Source organism: Psychrobacter sp. 1Y4, assembly GCF_051847555.1.
Map to the genome: position 1 here is coordinate 289,215 of NZ_JBPYDE010000002.1, position 21,052 is coordinate 310,266.

The following is a 21,052-nucleotide window of genomic DNA, read 5'->3' on the forward strand; positions in this document are numbered from 1 at the left end:
TCACAAACTCCTTATCACCCTCTTAAACACCGACACAATTAAACATTATGCTAAAAATTGCTTACTCTGAAGTCTTCCGTTATTCCATACCCGACAAGCATCGTTTTCCCATGCAAAAATATACGATGATTCCTGAGCGACTGCTTAACGAAGGGACTATCACGACCGATAACTTTTTTGCACCGAAGCGTCTAACAGAAAATGAGATATTAACCACTCATACTGAGGACTATTGGCATAAGCTTAAAACCCAAACGCTGCCACGCAAAGAAGCGCGCCCTATCGGTTTTGAGATGACCGAAGCGTTAGTAGATCGTGGTCGCCATATTGCCCATGCCACTTATGAATGTGCGTTATATGCCCAGCAATACGGTGTAGCGATGAATGTCGCAGGCGGCACCCATCATGCGTTTGCCGATCATGGCGAGGGATTTTGCGTCTTTAACGATGTTTGTATCGCCAGTAATTTATTATTAGACCGTGGACAGGCGCAAAAGATTTTAATCGTTGATTTGGATGTCCATCAAGGCAATGGTAACGCTAGCATTATGGCGGATGAGCCGCGCGTTTTTGTGTTTAGTATGCACGGCGCTAAGAACTATCCGTTTCGTAAAGAAATATCCGACTTAGATATTGAGCTGGATAACGATACGGGTGATGCAGAATATTTACAGATTTTGATGGATACGCTGCCACGTTTAATTAGCGACGTCGCACCAGATATGATTTTTTATCAATCTGCAGTCGATGTGCTCGCGACCGATAAGCTAGGTAAACTTGGCTTAACGCAAGATGGTTGTAGGGCACGCGATGAGTACGTCTTGCAGCAAGCAAAAGCCGCTAACATTCCAGTCGCTATCGTCATGGGCGGTGGCTATTCAGAAAATGTTGAAGATGTGGTCGAAGCGCACTGTAATACCTTTCGGGTCGCCCAGCAGCTGTATTTTGGTGAGATGACTGGCTCATGTGCAGCCCATTAATAGACGAGATAAAACCATTTAGTTAAGACGAGATAAAATCAGAGCATTTGCGAGGCTTTATATGGCAAAAATATTGATAATTATAGGCATTGTGCTGGTTATTATCGGCGTTATTTGGCTACTGTTTCCAAGCGCGTTTTCGTGGATAGGTAATCTGCCAGGCGATATCAAACACACTTCAGGCAACACACGGGTTTATTTTCCAGTAGTCACGATGATAGTCATCAGTGTCATCGCTACTATCATGTTAAATTTATTCAATCGCTAGTCATATTTTACGTTAACTTGAAAAGCACTCCCTATAGTCAACTCATTTTAAAACCCAGTAGCACGTAATTATTGATGGCTCGATTCTATTTGGTACTGACTAGACTACAAAAATGCCGTAATTCCCTGCCAGCCTACACGTATACCAAGTAGCGTGAGAATCAATAAAATAAGCTGACGAAAGCGTGCTTGCGGTAAGTAACGACGCAGGCGGATACCGACTAAAAGGGCGGCAATAGACAGAACACTCAGCAGAGTAATCAGCTGCCATTCACCACGGCTTAATGCCATAATAGGCTCACGCAATACGATGATTTGGGCAATTTTACCCAAGAAATAACACATGTTGCCGACTTTAGCGATGGTGTTTTTATCATTACTCGCTGACAATAAGTACATCATCAAGATAGTCGACATCGCGTTGGTGGCGCCGCCAATGACGCCTGCACTAAAGCCTATGATAATCAGCACAGGCTTAGTATCAGGCAGACGTACTTGCTTACCGAGTAGTGCACTTATCACATAAAAACCAATGACAGCTGCTAATATCAATAATATATAAGCACTATCTACCCACAGCAGTAGCTTGGCGCCCAAAATACTACCAAGTAGGCTGGTTAACGCGAGCAGCCAATAGCGTCTGCCGTAATAAATAAAGTTTTGCCAGATACTACGACCGCCACCAGCCAGCCAAGTCATCGCATTAAGCAATAACGACGGGAATATCACCAAGACAATGGCATGTGGCAGCGGGTACATGCTAGCAAGCGCAGTCGTCGTTACAAGCGTTACGCCCAGCCCACTAATGCCATGCAGTAGTGATGCCAGTGCAAAAATCGCAATCAGCAATAACGTTTGGGTGCTATCGCTATCAGCTATATCCATCACAGTAGATCTAACCGACATATCATTTGCGTCTTAATGCTAATAACTAAGTAATTAACCATTAAGACGTTGCATCAGGGTCTCGCCGATAATAGTAGCGAGCTGCTCAGCAATCTTATCCTTACTTGCTTTTTCTAATGTCACCGTATCATGAGTATAGCGCTGAGAGAAAAACACCTGCATCGCATTGTCATCGCTGGCAAAACCAATGTCTGAGCGTGACACATCGTTACAAGCAATCAAGTCTAAATCTTTAGCAGCTAGCTTACCGCGTGCATAGTGCTCTACATCTTGCGTCTCTGCTGCAAAACCGACGACAAACATATCAGGATAGGCATGTGAAATAGTCGCTAAGATGTCAGGGTTCTTGACCAAATTTAGTGCCATAGCATCTTGGGTTTTTTTGATTTTTTGCGGGGCAGCTTCTTCAGTACGATAATCGGCGACGGCTGCCGTGGCAATAAAGATATCAGCATGGCGCAAGTTATCTAAGGGCAATGTATCCAAATTACTGTTTAACGTTATACTTCCTAACGACATACTTTGCTGCTCTATCTGATCGTCCGGCTCATGGCAGTCACAGTCGCCATGTTCGTGTTCATGGCTGTGCGTATGGTAGTGCTCATGACTATAATGTTGTTCATTTTCAGTCAGGGACAATAAAGCAGGATGCGTACCAGCAACACATTGCTGGGCAGTCGTTAACATCTCTGCGGCAGACAATACATCAATACGAGTGACTCCAAGCGGCGTTGGTAGCGCGACTTTCCCGCCAGCGATTAATGTCACTTGTGCGCCCGCCTCTACGCAAGCCTGTGCCAATGCAAAACCCATTTTTCCTGAAGAATGATTAGATAAGTAGCGCACCGGATCGATTGCTTCAACAGTGGGTCCTGCGGTAATAACGACCGTTTTACCAAATAGATGCTGTGGGATGGTTTGCTGCGCACTAAATAAGCGCACCTCTGCTAACAATTGCTCAGGCTCAGGCAAGCGCCCTGCCCCTACATCACCGCACGCCTGCTCACCGCTGGCAGGCTCAATAATATGATAATTCATATCAGCTAGCGTCTGCACATTTAAGCTTACTGCTGGATGCGCCCACATTTGCTGATTCATCGCTGGGGCAACCAATACTGGTGCGGTAGTTGCAAGGCATACTGTAGTCAATAGGTCATCAGCCATTCCCATTGCCAACCGAGCCAAGGTATTGGCTGAAGCTGGGGCAATGACTATTAAGTCTGCCCACTTGGCAAGCTCAATATGACCCATGCCAGCCTCAGCGCGCTCATCAAGCAATGAGATGTGTACCTCGTTACCAGTCAAGGCTTGTAGAGTGAGCGGCGTGATAAAGGCTTGCGCGCCTGTCGTCATAATGACACGCACATCAAACCCTGCTTTAATCAATAAACGGGCAAAAACAGCAGATTTATAAGCAGCAATACCACCAGTAATAGCAAGCACAACATTAGACATAGGCATAACATCAATAAAAGGTTAGAAGATAAAATTGTGTTTATAGTAACAATTATGCGATAAATTGGGGAAAGTTTTCTCTTCCAATTTTGTTTGCTTTTTCAATTAATTAAAATCAACCCATATTTAAGGAAAAATAGTGGCTATAAAAGATTGGCACGAAGACGACAGACCACGCGAAAAGCTGCTAAAATTTGGTGCAGCGCATTTAACTGATACAGAAGTTTTGGCAATATTTTTGCGTACTGGTACTCAATCACAGTCCGCTATCGAGCTTGCTCGTCATCTGATTGAGCAATTCGGTAGCCTCGCTGAGCTTCTAGCGGCACCGCAAGAGACGGTACTTGCCTGCCATGGTATCGGACCTGCCAAATATACACAAATATTAGCCTCGCTTGAGATGGGTACACGCTATCTGGACAGTCAGCTCAAGACTGGTCAAGCGCTTGGGCGCTCACAAGCAGTCAAAGACTATATCAGTACGCAATTACGCGGCGAGCATCGTGAGGTCTTTGCCGTACTTTGTCTCGATAATGCTCTGAACCTATTGAACTTTGAGATACTCTTCACTGGTGGCATCTCTTCTTGTTCAGTATGCATCAAGCACGTACTGCGTCATGCCTTAAGCCATGCAACCAGTCAGTTAATCGTGGCTCATAACCATCCTCATACTGATGCACAGCCATCGACAGCAGATAACCTGTTAACTTATGAGCTAAAAAAAGCCTGTGATTTACTTGATATCACTTTTATAGACCATATTATCGTTGGTCGTAACGACACCTTATCTTACGCTGAAAACTGTTTGTCTCCCTTTTAATTCAAACATCACAAAATTTTTTCGTTTTATTTAAAAAAACTAAAAAAAAGAAGATAGACTGATACATATTGTCGACATAGCGTAGCATTTTGTCTATTGATAGTTTACGAGAACTATTTCATATTGGTAGATAAAATTGTCTTTATAGCCTGTTTTAATAAACGATTAGATTTAATCAGGCTCTCAAGCAAGGATAAAAGAACAAGCTCAGAAATAATATAAATAAGATGTATGACGATTGGCTCACTATCGACTCTGATTACTAATACTACTTGATATTTTTTATTTCCCGATTCTCACCCACGTTTTGCCAAGGAGACAGTCATGGCGATTGGCTTATTTATTTTAGCAGTAATCATTCAGTTAGCCGTTGTCCTGGCCATATTTTTACTGTCTTTATCTCGTGTCACTGGTAGTATCGTTGCCATTATCACTGTCATAGTTACTGCGTTTATAAGCCCATGGTCGCTCATATTGGGGGTTCCGATAGCGCTTTTGTGTTTGATGTTGTTGATTGCTCCCATACGCCAAGCGCTTATTACCAAGCCTGTTTATAAAGCTTTAAGCGGTGCCATGCCAAGTATGAGTGATACTGAACGCGAAGCGCTTGATGCGGGTACTAGCTGGTGGGAAAAAGAGTTGTTTATGGGTGCACCAAACTGGGACACCTTTGCCAACTACCCTTACCCTGAGCTGTCAGAACGCGAACAAAGCTTCATCGACAATGAGGTTGAGACGCTATGTGCCATGCTTGATGAATGGGAGATTACTCAAGATTATAAAGACCTAACCCCGCAGACTTGGCAGTTTATTAAAGCCAATGGCTTTTTGGGTTTGATCATTCCTGAGGAATATGGCGGTTTAGAGTTTAGCTCTTATGCTCAAAGTCGCGTAATGAGTAAAATCGCTTCACGCTCTTCAACGGCTGCGGTCAGCTGTATGGTGCCAAACTCACTTGGTCCTGGTGAGCTGCTCATGCACTATGGTACCGATGAGCAAAAACAGCGCTGGCTACCTGGACTGGCCATAGGCGAAGAAGTGCCTTGCTTTGGCTTGACAGGGCCTGAGGCGGGCTCTGATGCTGGCGCTATCCCTGATACAGGGGTGGTTTGCTACGGTACCCATGAAGGCGAGCATATGCTTGGTCTGCGCATGAACTTTTCTAAGCGCTGGATTACGCTTGCGCCTATCGCAACTGTCGTGGGACTGGCATTTAAAATGCATGATCCAGAAGGCTTGCTTGGCGATCCTAGTAAGACCGACTACGGTATTACTTGTGCTTTAATACCTGCTAACCATGAAGGCGTCATCGTGGGGCCACGCCATTATCCGAGTGGCTCACCATTTATGAATGGTACGGTTGACGGTACAGATGTCTTTATTCCACTAGATTATATTATCGGCGGCGTCGAAAATGCTGGTCGCGGCTGGCGTATGCTGATGGAATGTCTTGGGGTTGGGCGCGGCATCTCCTTGCCAGCGCTTTCGACGTCAGCGAGCGAGATGAGTTACTTATCAGTCAGTGCCTTCTCAAAAGTTCGTGAGCAATTTAAAATATCGGTTGGTAAGTTTGAAGGTGTCCAAGATGCCACCAGTCGTATAGCCAGTAATACCTATATGTTAGAGGCGTTTCGACATCTGGTTACTTGCGGTCTTAACCAAGGTGGTACGCCATCGGTGATGACGGCCATGGCGAAATACTATGCAACCGAGACTATGCGTGAAGTCGTCAATGATGGTATGGATGTCGTTGGTGGTCGTGCTATTCAAATGGGACCGCGTAACTTTTTAGCCTCCCTTTATCAAGCTATTCCAGTCTCTATCACGGTTGAGGGTGCAAATATTCTGACACGCTCGCTTATGATCTTTGGTCAAGGCGCTATGCGTTGTCATCCATATCTTTTCGATGAGTTGCAATTATTGCAAAGTGAAGATAAAAAAGATGCGCTAAAGCAGTTTGATAATTTATTCTTTAAGCATTTAGGTTACACCTTTAACCGCGGAGCAAAAGCCTTCGTTGCAGGATATGTTGGGGGTAGCAATAATGCGCCAAGCTTTGCAGACGGTTTCACTCGCCCCTACTACAAGCATATCAACCGTTTGAGCGCTGGTTTCGCTCTTACTGCCGATATGGCCTTAGGCCTACTCGCTGGAGACTTAAAGCGTAAAGAGATGCTGTCGGGACGCTTGGCTGATATTCATGGTCATCTATTTATTGCCACCGCTATTTTGCAGTTTTACGAGCATGGTACTAAGTCAGAAGCAGAACGTTTACACGCAGAGGTCGCCTTACAAAATAGCCTATATACTATTCAAGAAGCCTTTGTTGCATTTTTTGCCAACTTCCCTAATCGGATGGCGGCCAATGTGGTTAGCTTTGTGACATTCCCAAGTGGACGTATCTTTACGCCCGCTAGTGATGAGCTAAAAGCCAAATTGGGTGATACCTTTATGGATGATCATGAAGCCAACCCATTCCGTGATTATCTCAAGACCATGGTGTACTACAATACTGATCCTGATGATGTTACTGGACGTATGGAACACGCTTATCAAACCTTGCTCGAAGTTGAACCGTTATGGCAAAAGTTTAAAAAAGCAGAACATGATGATAGCTTTGAGGGCTTAACCTTTGAAGATCACGTAGTCCATGCCAGCCAAAGTGGTGTTATTACTGAAAGTGAGGCTGAGCAATTAATTAAATACAACGCACTACGCTTTGATTCGTTACTTACCGATGTACTTGATGAGCATCTATTACATGTACAAGAGCGCTTTAATCCGCATAGTTTAGAGAATGCGGTACATCAGCTGACGGATTATGCTGAACTCAAAAGCGCAGCTCAAGCTAAAAATGGTATATCAGCTAGTCATGATACAACCAAAGATACTGAGTCTACTGGCGATGACAATCCAGCTCATGGTTATGAGTCAGATGGCGATGTCAAAATGGCTGGCGAACAAAGTATGGCCGAGGAAGTCACTGCACAGACTGACTTTGAGGAAGCGAACCCTGAAGCTGAAGCACTTGATCATCGTAGTCGTGACGCTGAGTCGACGCTTAGCGAACGCATGAGTTACAATCATAGTAGAGGTATTGATACTCAACTAGACACAGATGACGGGCATCTAAATGACCACAATGGTCATGAGAGTAGCGAGGGAGAAAACGTTTCTACGCAAGGCTCTAAATGGCAAGACGGGCTACGTCGTGAAGAAGACGATAAGGCATGATGAAAGCGTAGTTAATGTCCTTTAAGTAACTGGGCAAGCTACAAAAATAAAAACATTAAAAGCAAGATTGTCAAACTATGGCAGTCTTGCTTTTTTTGACTGCGCCACTATCAAATTTTTGTATGTTAGGACAATTATATTAAACCACTAATAACATAAGCATATATGGTACAAGGCCTAGCCTTGTCTGAAAATGTATTGGTGAGGTTTATGTACTTAAGAGATGTTCAACCCATAATGAATATATCAAACTGATCAGCGATTTGCTGAGTGAGAGTAAGTAAAAAAATTTGTTTCCATAACGAAAACAAAATGTTTAGAATAAATGACAGCTATTCTTTGGGCACATAGCTTTTGTAGGCAGTCATATCAATGATTAAATATGACTTAGATGAGAAAAAAATCTTGCAGTGCCCCTAACAATTCTTTTATATTGTCCACCGAAACACGAGACTAAAAAGAATTTAGGCGTAACAGGGCTTTTAATGTGATTGATAATGATGACTATGATATTAGTCATACTGATTTAATCATTAGTTTTATTGCCAAAAGTTACGTATACCAAGGATATAAGTTATGTGGAAAAATATGGGACTGACAGGCAAGATTATTGTTGCCATGGTACTCGGTATTATACTGGGTTTATTTTTGAACTATTCCGGACTCAACGCTGAAGGCAGCTTTGTTAATACCTATGTGACCAATGGCTTTTTTGCCATTATTGGTAAGCTGTTCGTCAACTCGCTAAAAATGCTGGTGGTACCTTTAGTATTAATCTCACTTATTTGCGGTGTTTGCGGTATTGGTGATATTCGCTTACTTGGCCGTATTGGTACCAAAACTTTTCTTATTTATATGATGACGACAGCCTTAGCGATTGCGACTGCGATTGGGCTTGGTATTTTGTTTGGCATCGGTAAAGGGATGGATATCGAAACCGAAGCTGCTTTTGAAGCCAAATCTGCGCCGCCACTACTGGATGTATTCTCCAACATCATCCCATCAAATCCCATCAGCGCGATGGCAAACGGGGATATGTTGTCTATTATCTTCTTTGCTATTTTGATTGGTATTAGTATTTTGATGGTTGGTAAACCTGCTAAAGGCTTGGTGCAAAGCTTAGAGCTTATAAATGAAGTCATCTTAAAGATGGTCACCATCATTATGAACCTTGCCCCTTATGGTGTATTTGCACTTTTAACGAAGGCCATGGCTGAGCTTGGTTTGGATCTTATTTGGTCATTGCTCGGTTATGTCGCTGTACTGGTAGGCTCTCTTGCTTTCCATTTTTTCATTACAATGATGATTGTACTCAAGCTATTCTCAGGTTTATCAATCAAGACCTTTTTAGCCAAGATGCGCGAAGTACAGATTTTTGCATTTAGTACCTCAAGCTCAAACGCCACCATTCCTATTACCTTACGCACCGTGACCAAGCGTATGGGGGTCAATAACTCAGTTGCATCGTTTACTGTGCCTTTTGGGGCGACCATCAATATGGATGGTACAGCGATCATGCAAGGTACTGCGACTATTTTTATTGCCAATATTTATGGGGTTGATTTGGGCATTACCGAATATCTGACTGTTATTTTGATGTCAGTATTGGCCTCTGTTGGCACAGCAGGTGTACCAGGGGTAGGTCTAATCATGCTATCAATGGTATTTGCTCAAGTAGGCTTACCTATTGAAGGTATTGGTCTGATCTTAGGTGTGGATCGTATCTTAGACATGTTGCGTACTGCAGTGAACGTTGGCGGTGATGCAGCGGTGACAACAATTGTGGCAAAGTCAGAAAACAAAATGGATCTTGCCATCTATAATGACCCTCATGCTGGTGCAAAAGATGTATTTGATGGTCATATTGATGAAGATAATGAGCGTGAATTTTCGCAGGTCTTTAGCGATGGATTGATGGGTAGTGAGTACGATGATGTCGATCGTCGCAAATAACTACTCATAAATTACTCGTAAAAAAATGACACGCAATAGTAGGACAACTTGATATTCTAAAATATAAAAAACCCCAGACTAATTAGTTTGGGGTTTTTTTATATCTTGGTTTTTGTAGCTGTTTTATAGTATCTGTAGAGCATTGGCGGTTATTGGCTATCAGCCTAACCGAATACGTATTTAGTCAACATCGCCAAGCACACCAATACAATCACTGGTCGAATCAGCTTACTACCGCCTTTGACCACCATATGCGAGCCAAAATAGGCGCCTATTGTTTGACCGACCATCATAGCCAGCCCCACTTTCCAAAGCACATTACCACCTAAAATAAAAAATATCAGTGAGCCAATATTGGTAGATAAGTTCAATACCTTGGCAGCTCCAGTCGCTTCAATAATCTGCCGACCTCGCAAAGCGACATTACCTAGCGCAAAGAACATACCCGTACCTGGTCCTATATAACCATCATAAAATCCAATCAATGGCGCCACGACTTTTTGCCACTTACTTTCTGAAATACGCGGTGCAGCCTCTACTTCACCGAGTCTAGGCGCAAACAAGGTATAGATTCCAATAGCGGCGATCAAAAATGGAATCAGCCTTTCTAACAGATCAGGTGGTGATAGTTGTACAGCGATAGTGCCAATAACTGAACCGATAAAAGCGGCAATAATGGCGATCTTTATACGCTGGGGTTTGACCACCCCCTTTTTAACCATGGTAATGGAGGCCGCTAAGGCGCCTGAGGCAGCCTGTAACTTGTTGGTGCCTAAAGTGAGCACTGGTGGTATATTGGCCAGTAGCATTGCTGGTATAGTAAGCAGTCCACCACCACCTGCGATAGCATCGATAAAACCGGCGAGCGCCGCCACTGCAGTGAGCATTAAAATGATTTCTAGGGTTAAAGATACGTCCATAGAGATGGCCTTGTTATAAAATTCTCATAAAAACAGCCAAAAACACTAGACCGCTAGCCAAGCGGCCTTTAATATCAACATAAATATTAAAATAGAATAGTGGATGGGTTGAGGTATTGGTTGAAAAGCGACTTATTATAAAGTTAAAACTGTAAAAAAACCAAAAACGCAACAAAGTCTGTTGGTTTTTTTTGTCACGATTATAGGCGTACTTAACGGTAAACACTATCATGTCGTAACATTATAATTTATGATAACGCTCGCAAATCTGTCTAAGACAACTGCATCTTATGTATAACGGTTGTCAGTATCTATCATAAAACATAGAATACTTTTTAGTAATGAAAAAACATCAAAAAAGAAGATAGACTTAAGGTATTTATTAGGTCGTAATAGCGTTATCAATCTTATTATCGTTTTTATATCGCCTGTCATAATAAGATGCGATAAGCTGATATATGTTGTTTAACGCATTTTATTGTTTATATTGATGAAATTATGAGAAACTAAAGCGAGCTATCAGCGGTATTATAAAGCTATCAGATAGACGTTTACGTTTATAGTATGTATTTAACAAATGAGGATGATATGGCAATACAAAAAGTTAGGGCATTTTTTAACCTCGATGCTTCAGGTGGTATTGTATTAGCTTTGGCGGCTATCGCAGCCATGATCGTCGCCAATAGTCCTCTCAATGTTTGGTACGAATCTTTTATTCACGCACCTGTTGCCATTCAAATAGGCGATTTTGGAATTGCCAAAGATGCTCATCATTGGATAAATGATGGTTTGATGGCAGTTTTCTTTTTTTTAGTTGGGCTTGAGCTCAAACGCGAAGTGCTTATTGGCGAGTTGTCCAATGTTAAACAGATTATCCTACCAGCTGGAGCCGCAATAGGCGGCATGATTGTGCCAGCTATTGTGTATCTACTTTTTAATTACAATGAACCTGAGTTTTGGAAAGGCTGGGCTATTCCAGCTGCAACCGATATTGCCTTTGCTCTTGGTATCTTAAGTCTGCTTGGTAACCGCGTACCTAACTCCTTAAAAGTATTTTTAGTATCTATTGCAATCTTTGATGATATCGGTGCTATTTTAATCATTGCTTTATTTTATACGAGCGAGTTATCGTTAAGCTCACTAGCCGTCGCAGGCTTGTGTCTGCCATTTTTATATTTACTTAATCGCCGAAATATCACTAGTCTCACGCCCTATTTACTTATTGGCGTTATCATGTGGATAGCCGTACTCAAATCTGGTATTCATGCAACGCTAGCAGGTGTCGTTTTAGCGTTATTCATTCCATTGTTTGACCGTACGGACCCTGAACATTCGCCGCTTGAGGAGCTTGAACACGATCTACAAAACACGGTTTCTTATGGTATTTTGCCACTGTTTGCGTTTGCCAATTCAGGCATCTCACTCAAAGGTGCAGGGCTTGCTGAGCTATTCCATTCAGTACCCCTTGGTATCGCCGCAGGACTGTTTATCGGTAAGCAAGTAGGTGTCATGGTCATGTGCTGGCTCATCTTTAAACTTGGTATATCGACGATGCCAAGAGGCATGGATTATAAGCAGATTTATGGTGCAGCCTTATTATGCGGCGTTGGTTTTACGATGAGTTTGTTTATTGGAGGTCTGGCATTTGCAGGCGACACCTCGTTATTTGATGAGCGTTTAGGTATTATTATGGGCTCGATCGTATCTGGTGTTGCCGGTTATATCATGCTCAAATTAAGCTTAAAAGACAGCGTTAGCGGTACATCAGTAGATTTAACACGCCATTGATATTTAAGCCAACGGTTTAGATACCATCAGCACGACTATGAGTCTTCTGTTATAAAGAAAGACTCATTAGGTGCCAACGGTTTATGACGGCTGTTATGGCCACTGATTACCATTAGCAGCCGTCATGATGGTACATTATAATTATGAAACCCAAAAACTCCTTTATAAATGACTCTACTACGCCTAGTGATCCGCTAGTATCAGACAAAGCATCTGTACAGAGCTATCAACGTCATGGGCGTACTACTGCGATTACAGATCATAGCGATTTACAAGTTCTGCGCCGTATCAGACGTTATCTGCTACCTAAAGACTTTACTGTCTCACAAAATCTATTAGACGAGATGGTAGCAGGCTACGACATTGGGGACCCACTAGCAGATGCCTTAGCAACTGACGGTGTGCGTTTTGCAAAACCTTTACAAAAACTTATCATCGATGACCAGTCAAACGTCAATCTTGCAACCAACCCCTCATTTAGCTTATTAACCGAGCAATTCAGTAGCCACCCTGATTGGTTTGATCCCAAGCTTGCACAGATTGGGGCAGTCGCCTACCGCCGTTATCCGTTAATGCTCATCTGGCTACTGCGTAATGTTGCGCTCATGGCAGGCTATAGTATCCCTGCTCTCTCCTTACCTCTCATCCAGACTGGCGCTTTGATGCACGATGCATTGCCACGCTTAATGCGTACCTATGCTTATATATTGGCTGTATCTGAACACCCGCAACTAGATTCTAGCGCGCGCAATAACCGCAAGCCTATTGATCAGGTGTTGGCGATTGGATCTGAGGGCTGGCGACAGTCTATCAATGTCCGCCAAATTCATACCTTGGTACGGCAAAACTTACTCAAAGGCAAAGGCAACGCGGCCAAAGGTGTTATACCAAATGCTGATCAGCATCATAATCCTGATGGAACTTGGAATACGGCCTATTGGGGCGTCCCCATCAATCAGACAGACATGATCGCTACCCATTTGCAATTTTCGTTATTGATTATGCGCGGACTGCAGTTATTGGGGGCGCGTATCAGTAAAGAAGAAGCTGAAGGTATCTTACATCTGTGGAATCTTGCCAGTTATTGGATGGGGGTTGACTTACAGCGCCTACCAAAAGATGAGTCTGCGTGCTGGGAGTGGCTATACACCTACTTATCTATTCAACAGCTTGACTTTAAGATGGGTCAGCCACTTGCCAAAGCTTTGCACGACTTGCCACGTCAGTTAATGGGCGAGGACAATCGACGTGGACGCTTCGTTGAGATGGTGAATGCCAGTGTGACCCGCACCTTAGTCGGTGATGATATCGGCGATGGACTAGATCTACCCAGATCAAAGATACGTTTTGGGGTATTGTCCTCAGTGCCTATTTTGTTTGCGCTTGATACAGCCCGCCAGCATAACAGTGGCATCGCTGATAAGCTTGAGCAGTTTCGCGCTAAACGCCAAGACAATATGAACTGGTGGCTAAAGAAAAACGATGATTATTATCAATAAAAAGTGCCAGCTGACAAACAGCAAGTAAGTAAAATTTGTACCAATCACGCATCATGCAGCCTTGTAACCACTTTATTTAATATCGATTATAGGTCGCGAATATTATTAGTAGTAAATAGAATATCTAAAAGCATTATCAACAAGGCGAACAGTAACTATAATAAATCCACAAAAAACCTAAGTAATGCTTTTTTATTAGATAAATATACGTAAGCGCTTATAAGCTGACAACTTTTATAGTCTACTATCTTGTATGCGGTAGTACCATTCAAGCTGCCGATCAAACCCAGTTTCTAGTAGACTTGCGATAACGCGTCCTGTTAGCCCCCATACTGTCTCACCGTCTACTTGCCAGCTGGGTGTCAGCATCGTCGCCACTTGATCTTGTATCGCATACTCTACTGCATATTCTACAGTTGGCTGAGTAAGTAAGGTTTCAAAATCTGCCCAAAAGATGCGTGATATCTCTCCCATCTCAGGCACCAATACCAAACCTGGAGCAATGAGCGCCACGATTGGACGCACACTCATGCCGCTTTTAGAGGTTTGAATAGGTAATTGCCCCAGTAGCTGCACTTTATTTGGTGGTAGCGCTGTCTCCTCGCAAGCTTCACGTAAGGCTGTGACAACGTTGTTGCCATCACCTACTTCATACTTACCACCAGCACAGGAGACCTCCCCTGCGTGACTGTTCATGTGCGCGGCGCGACGTGTCAAGAGTAGCTTAGGATGACGCTCATGAGTGATGGCCACCAATATCGACGCATCAGCGATTGGCGTTTGGTATAGACTGTCCAAAATACGGGCACTACGGGAGGTACTGTAAGAATGATATACCGCAGGACTGGTGACAGCATTTAAAGTCTCATGCTGTACTCGCTCAGCCAATGTTCTAAGCGTAGGGTGACGAATAAACGTGGGGACAGCGACTGACAGTTTATCAAATTGTGCAGACTGCGAAGGTATTAACATTATTATTGGCCTATATCTTTATCAGTGTTCAGTGTTCAGTGTCATTAAGCTAAGTTATCTATAAAAAATTCTCAAAAATAATAAGACTTATCATCAATCAAGTCGCTAAATTTATCAGTATATTATTTAGGAAACGCTAGTGAATAAGATTTTTTCGTTAAATAAGATGCAGGGCAGAATAGATGATTGCCCGCAAAGACTGCCTTTAGTTATCATTGGACTGGCTTGGCTAGGCGGTACATTGGCAACCGCAGCGCTGGCCCTAATTGGTAATTGGCAAAATGTTGCTATGATTTTGGGCTCATTTGGCGCCAGTTGCTTGCTTATTTTTGCTTATCCAGAAAGCCCATTTGCTCAGCCAAGAAATATTGTTGGCGGTCATTTTATTACCACTTTTACTGGTCTAGCATTTATGACGATATTTGGTATTGAGTGGTGGAGCTTGGCACTCGCTGTCGGTACTGCCATTGCGCTTATGCTATTGTTTCGGGTACCGCACCCGCCCGCAGGCTCAAACCCACTAATTGTCATGCTTGGAGGTGTTAAATGGCATTTTTTGGTCACTCCAACACTGGTAGGTGCGCTCGCCTTGGTTGTCGTTGCCCTGATTTATAACAACATCGGTAGAGGCAGACACTATCCAAGATATTGGTAATGTCAAGACATACTAAGCCACATCCTTCTTTGTAGTTTAGATTAGCCCAATCTGGTCATTACTACCCCACTTTTACGTGACTGGCTATTCTTAATCAAGCCCGTCATATCTTATAAGGGTAAATAACTGGCGTAACATCGGAGTCATATTTGCTCTATTGCAGATAAATGACGTGTTCATGTTACCATTATTCAGCATTGCCTTGTTTTGTGCTATCTTAAAACAACGTTTACATTTACGACAACATTTAAACTCAAAATAATGTTTAGACCTAGAGTTATACCTGTTGGCTATACTTATAAAAGCTAAAAACATGACGTCAGTAAAAACATTCTAAAAATTAAACATTTTTTACCACTCTTTTTATCTTATCAAAATAAGGCAGTTGATATGCGCTATTGTCTAGCATGTGGTCATGAAGCGGAACGCAAGATACCAGCGACTGATAATGTACCGCGTCTGGTATGCCCAAACTGTGGTTACATTCACTACGAAAACCCAAAGGTAATTTGTGGCTCTTTAGTAGTACACAAAGACAGAGTACTGCTATGTCGCCGTGCTATCGAGCCTCAATATGGCTTGTGGACCATACCAGCAGGCTTTATGGAAAATGGTGAAACCATGGCTGAAGGTGCCGCAAGAGAAAGCTTTGAAGAAGCCGACGCCGTTGTCCTTAATCCTCATTTGTACTGTATTTATGACATTCCAGATATTGGCCAAATCTACAGTATTTATTTGACTGATCTAAAGGATGGTGCTTACGGTATTGGTTCTGAAAGCTTGGACTGTGCTTTGTTTAGTGAAGAAGACATTCCATGGGACAATATTGCTTTTGAGGCAGTACGCCGTACATTGACCAGCTATTTTGCAGATCGTAAGCAGTTCGATAATTTGTCTGACTTTCCTATTCATCAAGACCTTATTGGTAAAGATCAAAGTATCAAGCGCTATTGAATCAGAGGCAAGATAACAAAAGCCAAGCATCACGCTTGGCTTTTTGTATGCGACTTACTATCTTTTACTACCTTATAACCTCTACTGCTCTAGCTTTTAATTTTACAAACTTTAAAGCCCAAATCTTTGACACTGTCTTCTTTATCATACGGCGCTAGTACCGCACGTACATGATTTTGTCCTTGCAGGTACTGCTTGGCCACGCGCTGTAAATCCTCGACCGTCACTGCCAAAATCGCTGCACGCATCTTACGTTGCCAGTCTGCACTACGCTGATGGAGATCAGCAAAACAGGCTTTAATCGCTTCACCTGCTGGCGAGCCTGGTTTATCCATCCCTGAGATAATTCCTAAGATGGCTTCTTCTAGCTGTTCAGCCGTTTGCGGCTCGTTTAACAACCACTCAATACTGGCATCAAAGTGCGCAAAGGTTTCGGCACAATGCGGATCACGGTAGCTAAAGAACTTAAATGCGCAAGCATTGGCATCGTAACCAGCTCCGCCACCATAAGCACCGCCGCGCTCGCGAATAGCACTATGCAAGTACCCATTACGTAAGTAAGGTGCTAATACCATAAGCGCTGCCGTATCTGGATGGTCAGCGGCCGGAGCGGTATAAGCGCTAGCATTATGATAGACGTTGGTCGGCACTAGCCAAGCTAAGTCTTCAACATCGGCAGTAGTACCGCTTTCTATAGCTCTCACCGCGTCTTGTCCGCCATTTAATGCCGGATCAAGTTGCAAGTCTGCAAACTCGCTTGGGATATTATCTTCAATGCCAGCATCAGAACCTTGCAACTTTTCGGCTAGCTTTTGGGCACTGCTGTCTTGCCAGCTATCGACAATCAGGTTGCTTAAGCGTTCGGTTTGCTCCGCTTCACAGATGATAACCGCGTGCTTAGGCAAACTAATCAAACGCTGATGCAAGTCCATCAAGCTACTTGCCAACTTGTCCCACTGCGCCTCATCGGTACTTGCCTGCGTCAAAAACGCTTTCAGCGCATTGAGTGCTGGCAGACCACTGCGCACATATTCTAGCTGCGCTTGGCGACTCATACCACGACTGGCAGTTTGCATGGCATAAGCATGGCCTGATCCTGCAAGGTTCGATTGCCAGCTGGCTTGACGCTGCTGCAAGATCTCTTTGATTCGGTCATGCTCGGTAAAGACGCTATGCTCCATCACTTCTTTGAGCAAGTCAATCGCTTCAGGTTTACGGTTTAGCGCACGCGTTGCGACGACAAAATAACTACTGATAGATTGGCTATCATCAATATTGGTGCGTTGACTAATACGCGCCGTTACTCCTGAGGAATGTGCAGCTTGCTTCGCTTGCAGCTCATGAGCACTTAAGGAGTCCGTACCCAGCTCAGATAATAAACTTAGATAAATAGGCAGCAGTGGGTGATTAATCACTTCATTAACCGGTAATTCATCATGGTTATGCTCACCGATCGCATCAGTCAACGGCACAATTACTTGATAATAATAGAGGCCATTGGTACCTGCCTCATACTCAAACAAGGTACTGTCTTGCCCGCTTAAACGCACAGGCTTTTGCGTGCCTTGTTTAAAGCTGATATCTGCTGGTACGTCTTCTAGGCCAACTTTTGGCAAGAGGTTGACATCATCGGGTGCAGTTTGACGCGCTGCTAGATCCAGCGCCTGCTTGTGCAAGATATCTTTATCATCAGCGGTCAAATCCATAGCGATGGTATCAAGACGGGTCTGCTCAGCTGCTGCCAGACGGGCTGATTTTTCACTATCTGGCGTTAGTGTGACACGGACACGATGCTGATTATCGAGTAAATGCTGTTTAATTAAATTAGGCAGCCACTGCTTATCTTTTACCTGTTCACGTAGCCACTGTAAATGCTCATCAACCTCCCAGACATCAATAGGATTGCCGTCATGAATCGCCGTGCTAAAGCCTTCTAACATCAAATTTAGACCATAAGGAATGCTATCACCGCCGATATGGCGCTGATCGATCTCGATTTGGTGCAAGATGGTTTCAATGGTGTCATCATCGATTGGATTGCTTGCAACTTCAGTCAGCAAATCAATAATACCCTGCTCTACCGCTTCGGCATGCTCGGGGTTTGAACCACGTAGACCGGTATAAAACACCATCTCGTAATGACTGTCATCAAGTCCCAATAGCGGACTTGGTGCCTTGCCCAGTGGATGACTGTCTAGATACGCACGTAATGGAGAACCTGAGTGTTCGACCAACACGCCTTCTAATAAGCGCAGAGCCAAACGCTGCTTGGGATCGGTAATCGATGGCAGTAACCACGCCACCACGTGATGGGTCTGATCAGGACCGGCTTCGTCAGCGGTATAAGTATCGACAGCGCTAATGGGTGCAGACAAACGCTGCTCTGGACGTGACACATGCTTTTTACCTGCTTCAAATTGGCTCAAGGCATCGTCGTGGATTTTCGCTTGCGTCTCAGCTACTGGAATATTACCAAAGCTCATAATGACGCTGTTTGATGGGTGATAATGACTGCGGTGAAACTCAACCAGTTCAGGATGGGTCAAGTCTGGAATATCAGCAGGATCGCCGCCTGAATTATAATGATACGTCGTCGTTGGGAACAAATGATGCGCGACCGTATGATATAACTGATCAATCTCACCGCTCATCGCGCCCTTCATCTCATTAAAGACAATGCCCTTAAACTGCGGCTTATCATTTTCGTCAAGCTCTACGCGGATGCCTTCTTGAGCAAAATCAAGCGGATGAATATTGGGAAAAAACGACGCATCAAGATAGACAGCAAGCAAGTTAAAATAGTCATTTTTATTTTGAGTGGCGTACGGGTACGCTGTCCAATCAGCCGCGGTCATTGCATTCATAAACGTATTTAATGAGCGCTTAATCATCGAAAAGAACGGATCACGTACCGGGAACTTCTCAGAACCACACAAGGCCACGTGCTCTAAGATATGCGCTTCACCTTTTGAATCCATGGGCTGAGTGCGAAAACCCACCAAAAACGCATTTTCATCACTTGGATGCGCTAAATGATAATGCATCGCGCCAGTTTTGATGTGCTGACTGATCAGCACATCCATTGACAATGCTTCAACATGGCGATGCTCAATCAGCTCAAACGCTGGATGCAACGTTAAGTCAGCGGTAAACGGTGTGTCAGTCATAGTTATCCTTATAGCTTATAATATAATGTAGATAGCGCTCAATGAGCTGGGTAAATATGAGAGTCTAGCCTCAAAATTGTGCCAAATATTTTTAATATTTAGTGATTAAACGTTGATTGTCAGTGAATTATTTAAAAACTAACTTAGCGCTTATAGATGGGGCTAATGCATTGATAAGTCAAGTCTGTCGACGCCAAACCACCATCAACGTAACAATAACCACAATTAAAATATGGCTTTATCCCTTAACAAAGATGCCCAGTACTGCTAGTATTAAATTATCCATCAATAGGAGCACATTATGAGCTATCAACATGTTTTATTGGTTACTGACTTGTTATCTGATGCTGATATAGTCGCCCAAAAAGCCAAACGTATCCTAGCAGGCTCTCCTAAAGCCAAATTATCGGTCTTACATATCGTTGAAGATGATATGGTGCGTTTTGGCTATGAGCTGGTACCAGCGTCTAGCCTATCAGGAGATAATGATGGTGAGCACTGGCAAAAGGCCCGAGCCAAGCTTGCGCTCTTTCTTAAGCGTAATAATTTACAGGCGGTCAATTCTGAAGTGACTGCTGCTATCTCCAATGACAAAGGCATCATCAATTATTGTCATGAAAAAAACGTTGATTTATTGATTATCGGACGTCATGAACGACATGGTATCGCTGCGTGGCTGGTTGGGGCAACAGCGGACAATATCTTGCCTAACACGCCTTGTGATAGCTTGGTGGTCAAGCTTAATCAGCCAGTACTTGAGTAAGGTCATCGTAACCATATGACCGGTTGCTTAAAATATTGCAGCCAATTAAACGCTGTTAAATAGGCTAATAAGTAATTTAAACGGTGCCTTTAAAGAATATAATAAAGAGTGCAACTCACTACTTAACAGCAGTCATCAGTAGTGCTATAGTTAAAACTACTTGCTACGAGGAGACCCTCATGAGTTACCAACATATTTTACTAGTCACTGACTTATTGGCTGATGCCGACATAGTTGCTCAAAAAGCCAAACGCATCGTTGATAACCGTCCTGGCTCCAAGCTATCAGTATTACATATCGTCAAGGATACCATGGTTGGCTTTGGTTATGAATTGGTACCTGCCTCAAGCCTATATGATGAGATTGATGATGAGCGCTGCCAAGAAGCACGGGCAAAACTGGCCCAGTTTTTGGAGCGTAATGATTTAAATGCGGTAAACTCTGAAGTGACGACTGCCATCTCTAACAGTGAAGGCATCGTTAATTACTGCCATAAAAATGATGTCGATCTATTGGTCATTGGTCGTCATGAACGCCATGGTATTGCTGCATGGATAAGCGGTGCGACCGCAGATAACATTCTGCCAAATGTACCCTGTGACAGTTTAGTCGTCAGGCTTGATAAACCAGTATCAAAACGCAGCTAATAGAGTTGATATAGGTATTGCTTGTTAGCTCATTAATAAATAAAAAAAGCGCACCGTAGCTACTTGTCTACG

Annotated in this window: 16 protein-coding genes; 11 read left to right on the forward strand and 5 right to left on the reverse strand. The window is 43.4% G+C overall.

What is annotated here, in order from left to right:
* The first annotated feature begins 47 nt into the window (after positions 1-47).
* Both ACS8FC_RS02730 and ACS8FC_RS02735 read left to right on the forward strand, forming a co-directional pair.
* Positions 48-980, forward strand: a complete 933-nt coding sequence (locus ACS8FC_RS02730) for a histone deacetylase family protein (protein WP_439295795.1) — start codon at positions 48-50, stop codon at positions 978-980.
* Positions 981-1,041: 61 nt separating this feature from the next.
* Positions 1,042-1,248: a DUF2905 domain-containing protein gene (locus ACS8FC_RS02735; protein WP_439295796.1), complete on the forward strand. Its 207-nt coding sequence runs from the start codon at positions 1,042-1,044 to the stop codon at positions 1,246-1,248.
* Between the two features lie 104 nt (positions 1,249-1,352).
* Here ACS8FC_RS02735 and ACS8FC_RS02740 read toward each other — a convergent pair whose 3' ends face one another.
* Together ACS8FC_RS02740 and coaBC are read right to left on the reverse strand one after the other, a co-directional pair.
* Complete coding sequence (locus ACS8FC_RS02740) at positions 1,353-2,153, reverse strand: TSUP family transporter (protein ID WP_439295797.1); 801 nt, start codon at positions 2,151-2,153, stop codon at positions 1,353-1,355.
* Positions 2,154-2,186: 33 nt separating this feature from the next.
* Positions 2,187-3,608, reverse strand: a complete 1,422-nt coding sequence (coaBC, locus tag ACS8FC_RS02745) for a bifunctional phosphopantothenoylcysteine decarboxylase/phosphopantothenate--cysteine ligase CoaBC (RefSeq protein ID WP_439295798.1) — start codon at positions 3,606-3,608, stop codon at positions 2,187-2,189.
* Positions 3,609-3,747: 139 nt separating this feature from the next.
* Between coaBC and radC the strand changes: the two genes are divergently transcribed.
* The 3 genes from radC (at position 3,748) to ACS8FC_RS02760 (ending at position 9,615) form a co-directional block, all read left to right on the forward strand.
* On the forward strand, positions 3,748-4,428 hold the full coding sequence (radC, locus tag ACS8FC_RS02750) for a RadC family protein (RefSeq protein WP_439295799.1): 681 nt from the start codon (positions 3,748-3,750) through the stop codon (positions 4,426-4,428).
* Positions 4,429-4,752: 324 nt separating this feature from the next.
* Positions 4,753-7,662, forward strand: coding sequence for an acyl-CoA dehydrogenase (locus ACS8FC_RS02755; protein ID WP_439295800.1), 2,910 nt, complete (start codon positions 4,753-4,755; stop codon positions 7,660-7,662).
* 576 nt (positions 7,663-8,238) lie between these two features.
* On the forward strand, positions 8,239-9,615 hold the full coding sequence (locus tag ACS8FC_RS02760; RefSeq protein ID WP_299217831.1) for a dicarboxylate/amino acid:cation symporter: 1,377 nt from the start codon (positions 8,239-8,241) through the stop codon (positions 9,613-9,615).
* A 164-nt stretch (positions 9,616-9,779) separates the two neighbouring features.
* Here ACS8FC_RS02760 and ACS8FC_RS02765 read toward each other — a convergent pair whose 3' ends face one another.
* Positions 9,780-10,535, reverse strand: a complete 756-nt coding sequence (locus ACS8FC_RS02765; protein ID WP_058369498.1) for a TSUP family transporter — start codon at positions 10,533-10,535, stop codon at positions 9,780-9,782.
* Between the two features lie 588 nt (positions 10,536-11,123).
* Here ACS8FC_RS02765 and nhaA point away from each other — a divergent pair.
* Positions 11,124-12,323, forward strand: a complete 1,200-nt coding sequence (nhaA, locus tag ACS8FC_RS02770) for a Na+/H+ antiporter NhaA (protein WP_439262064.1) — start codon at positions 11,124-11,126, stop codon at positions 12,321-12,323.
* Between the two features lie 143 nt (positions 12,324-12,466).
* On the forward strand, positions 12,467-13,822 hold the full coding sequence (locus ACS8FC_RS02775) for an oxygenase MpaB family protein (RefSeq protein WP_439295801.1): 1,356 nt from the start codon (positions 12,467-12,469) through the stop codon (positions 13,820-13,822).
* Between the two features lie 234 nt (positions 13,823-14,056).
* Here ACS8FC_RS02775 and ACS8FC_RS02780 read toward each other — a convergent pair whose 3' ends face one another.
* Entirely contained in the window at positions 14,057-14,794 is a 738-nt protein-coding gene (locus ACS8FC_RS02780; RefSeq protein WP_439262068.1) for an NUDIX hydrolase, read from the reverse strand.
* 139 nt (positions 14,795-14,933) lie between these two features.
* Between ACS8FC_RS02780 and ACS8FC_RS02785 the strand changes: the two genes are divergently transcribed.
* Both ACS8FC_RS02785 and ACS8FC_RS02790 read left to right on the forward strand, forming a co-directional pair.
* On the forward strand, positions 14,934-15,449 hold the full coding sequence (locus tag ACS8FC_RS02785) for an HPP family protein (RefSeq protein WP_439262070.1): 516 nt from the start codon (positions 14,934-14,936) through the stop codon (positions 15,447-15,449).
* A 390-nt stretch (positions 15,450-15,839) separates the two neighbouring features.
* Positions 15,840-16,403: an NUDIX hydrolase gene (locus tag ACS8FC_RS02790; RefSeq protein ID WP_439295802.1), complete on the forward strand. Its 564-nt coding sequence runs from the start codon at positions 15,840-15,842 to the stop codon at positions 16,401-16,403.
* A gap of 89 nt (positions 16,404-16,492) precedes the next feature.
* Here ACS8FC_RS02790 and ACS8FC_RS02795 read toward each other — a convergent pair whose 3' ends face one another.
* Positions 16,493-19,570, reverse strand: coding sequence for an insulinase family protein (locus ACS8FC_RS02795; protein WP_439295803.1), 3,078 nt, complete (start codon positions 19,568-19,570; stop codon positions 16,493-16,495).
* Positions 19,571-19,871: 301 nt separating this feature from the next.
* On the opposite strand from ACS8FC_RS02795, the gene ACS8FC_RS02800 reads away from it, so the two are divergent.
* Both ACS8FC_RS02800 and ACS8FC_RS02805 read left to right on the forward strand, forming a co-directional pair.
* Positions 19,872-20,333 carry a universal stress protein gene (locus ACS8FC_RS02800; protein WP_439262074.1) on the forward strand — a complete coding sequence of 154 codons (462 nt, stop codon included), beginning with the start codon at positions 19,872-19,874 and terminating at the stop codon, positions 20,331-20,333.
* Between the two features lie 179 nt (positions 20,334-20,512).
* Positions 20,513-20,980 carry a universal stress protein gene (locus ACS8FC_RS02805; protein WP_439295804.1) on the forward strand — a complete coding sequence of 156 codons (468 nt, stop codon included), beginning with the start codon at positions 20,513-20,515 and terminating at the stop codon, positions 20,978-20,980.
* Positions 20,981-21,052: the final 72 nt, after the last annotated feature.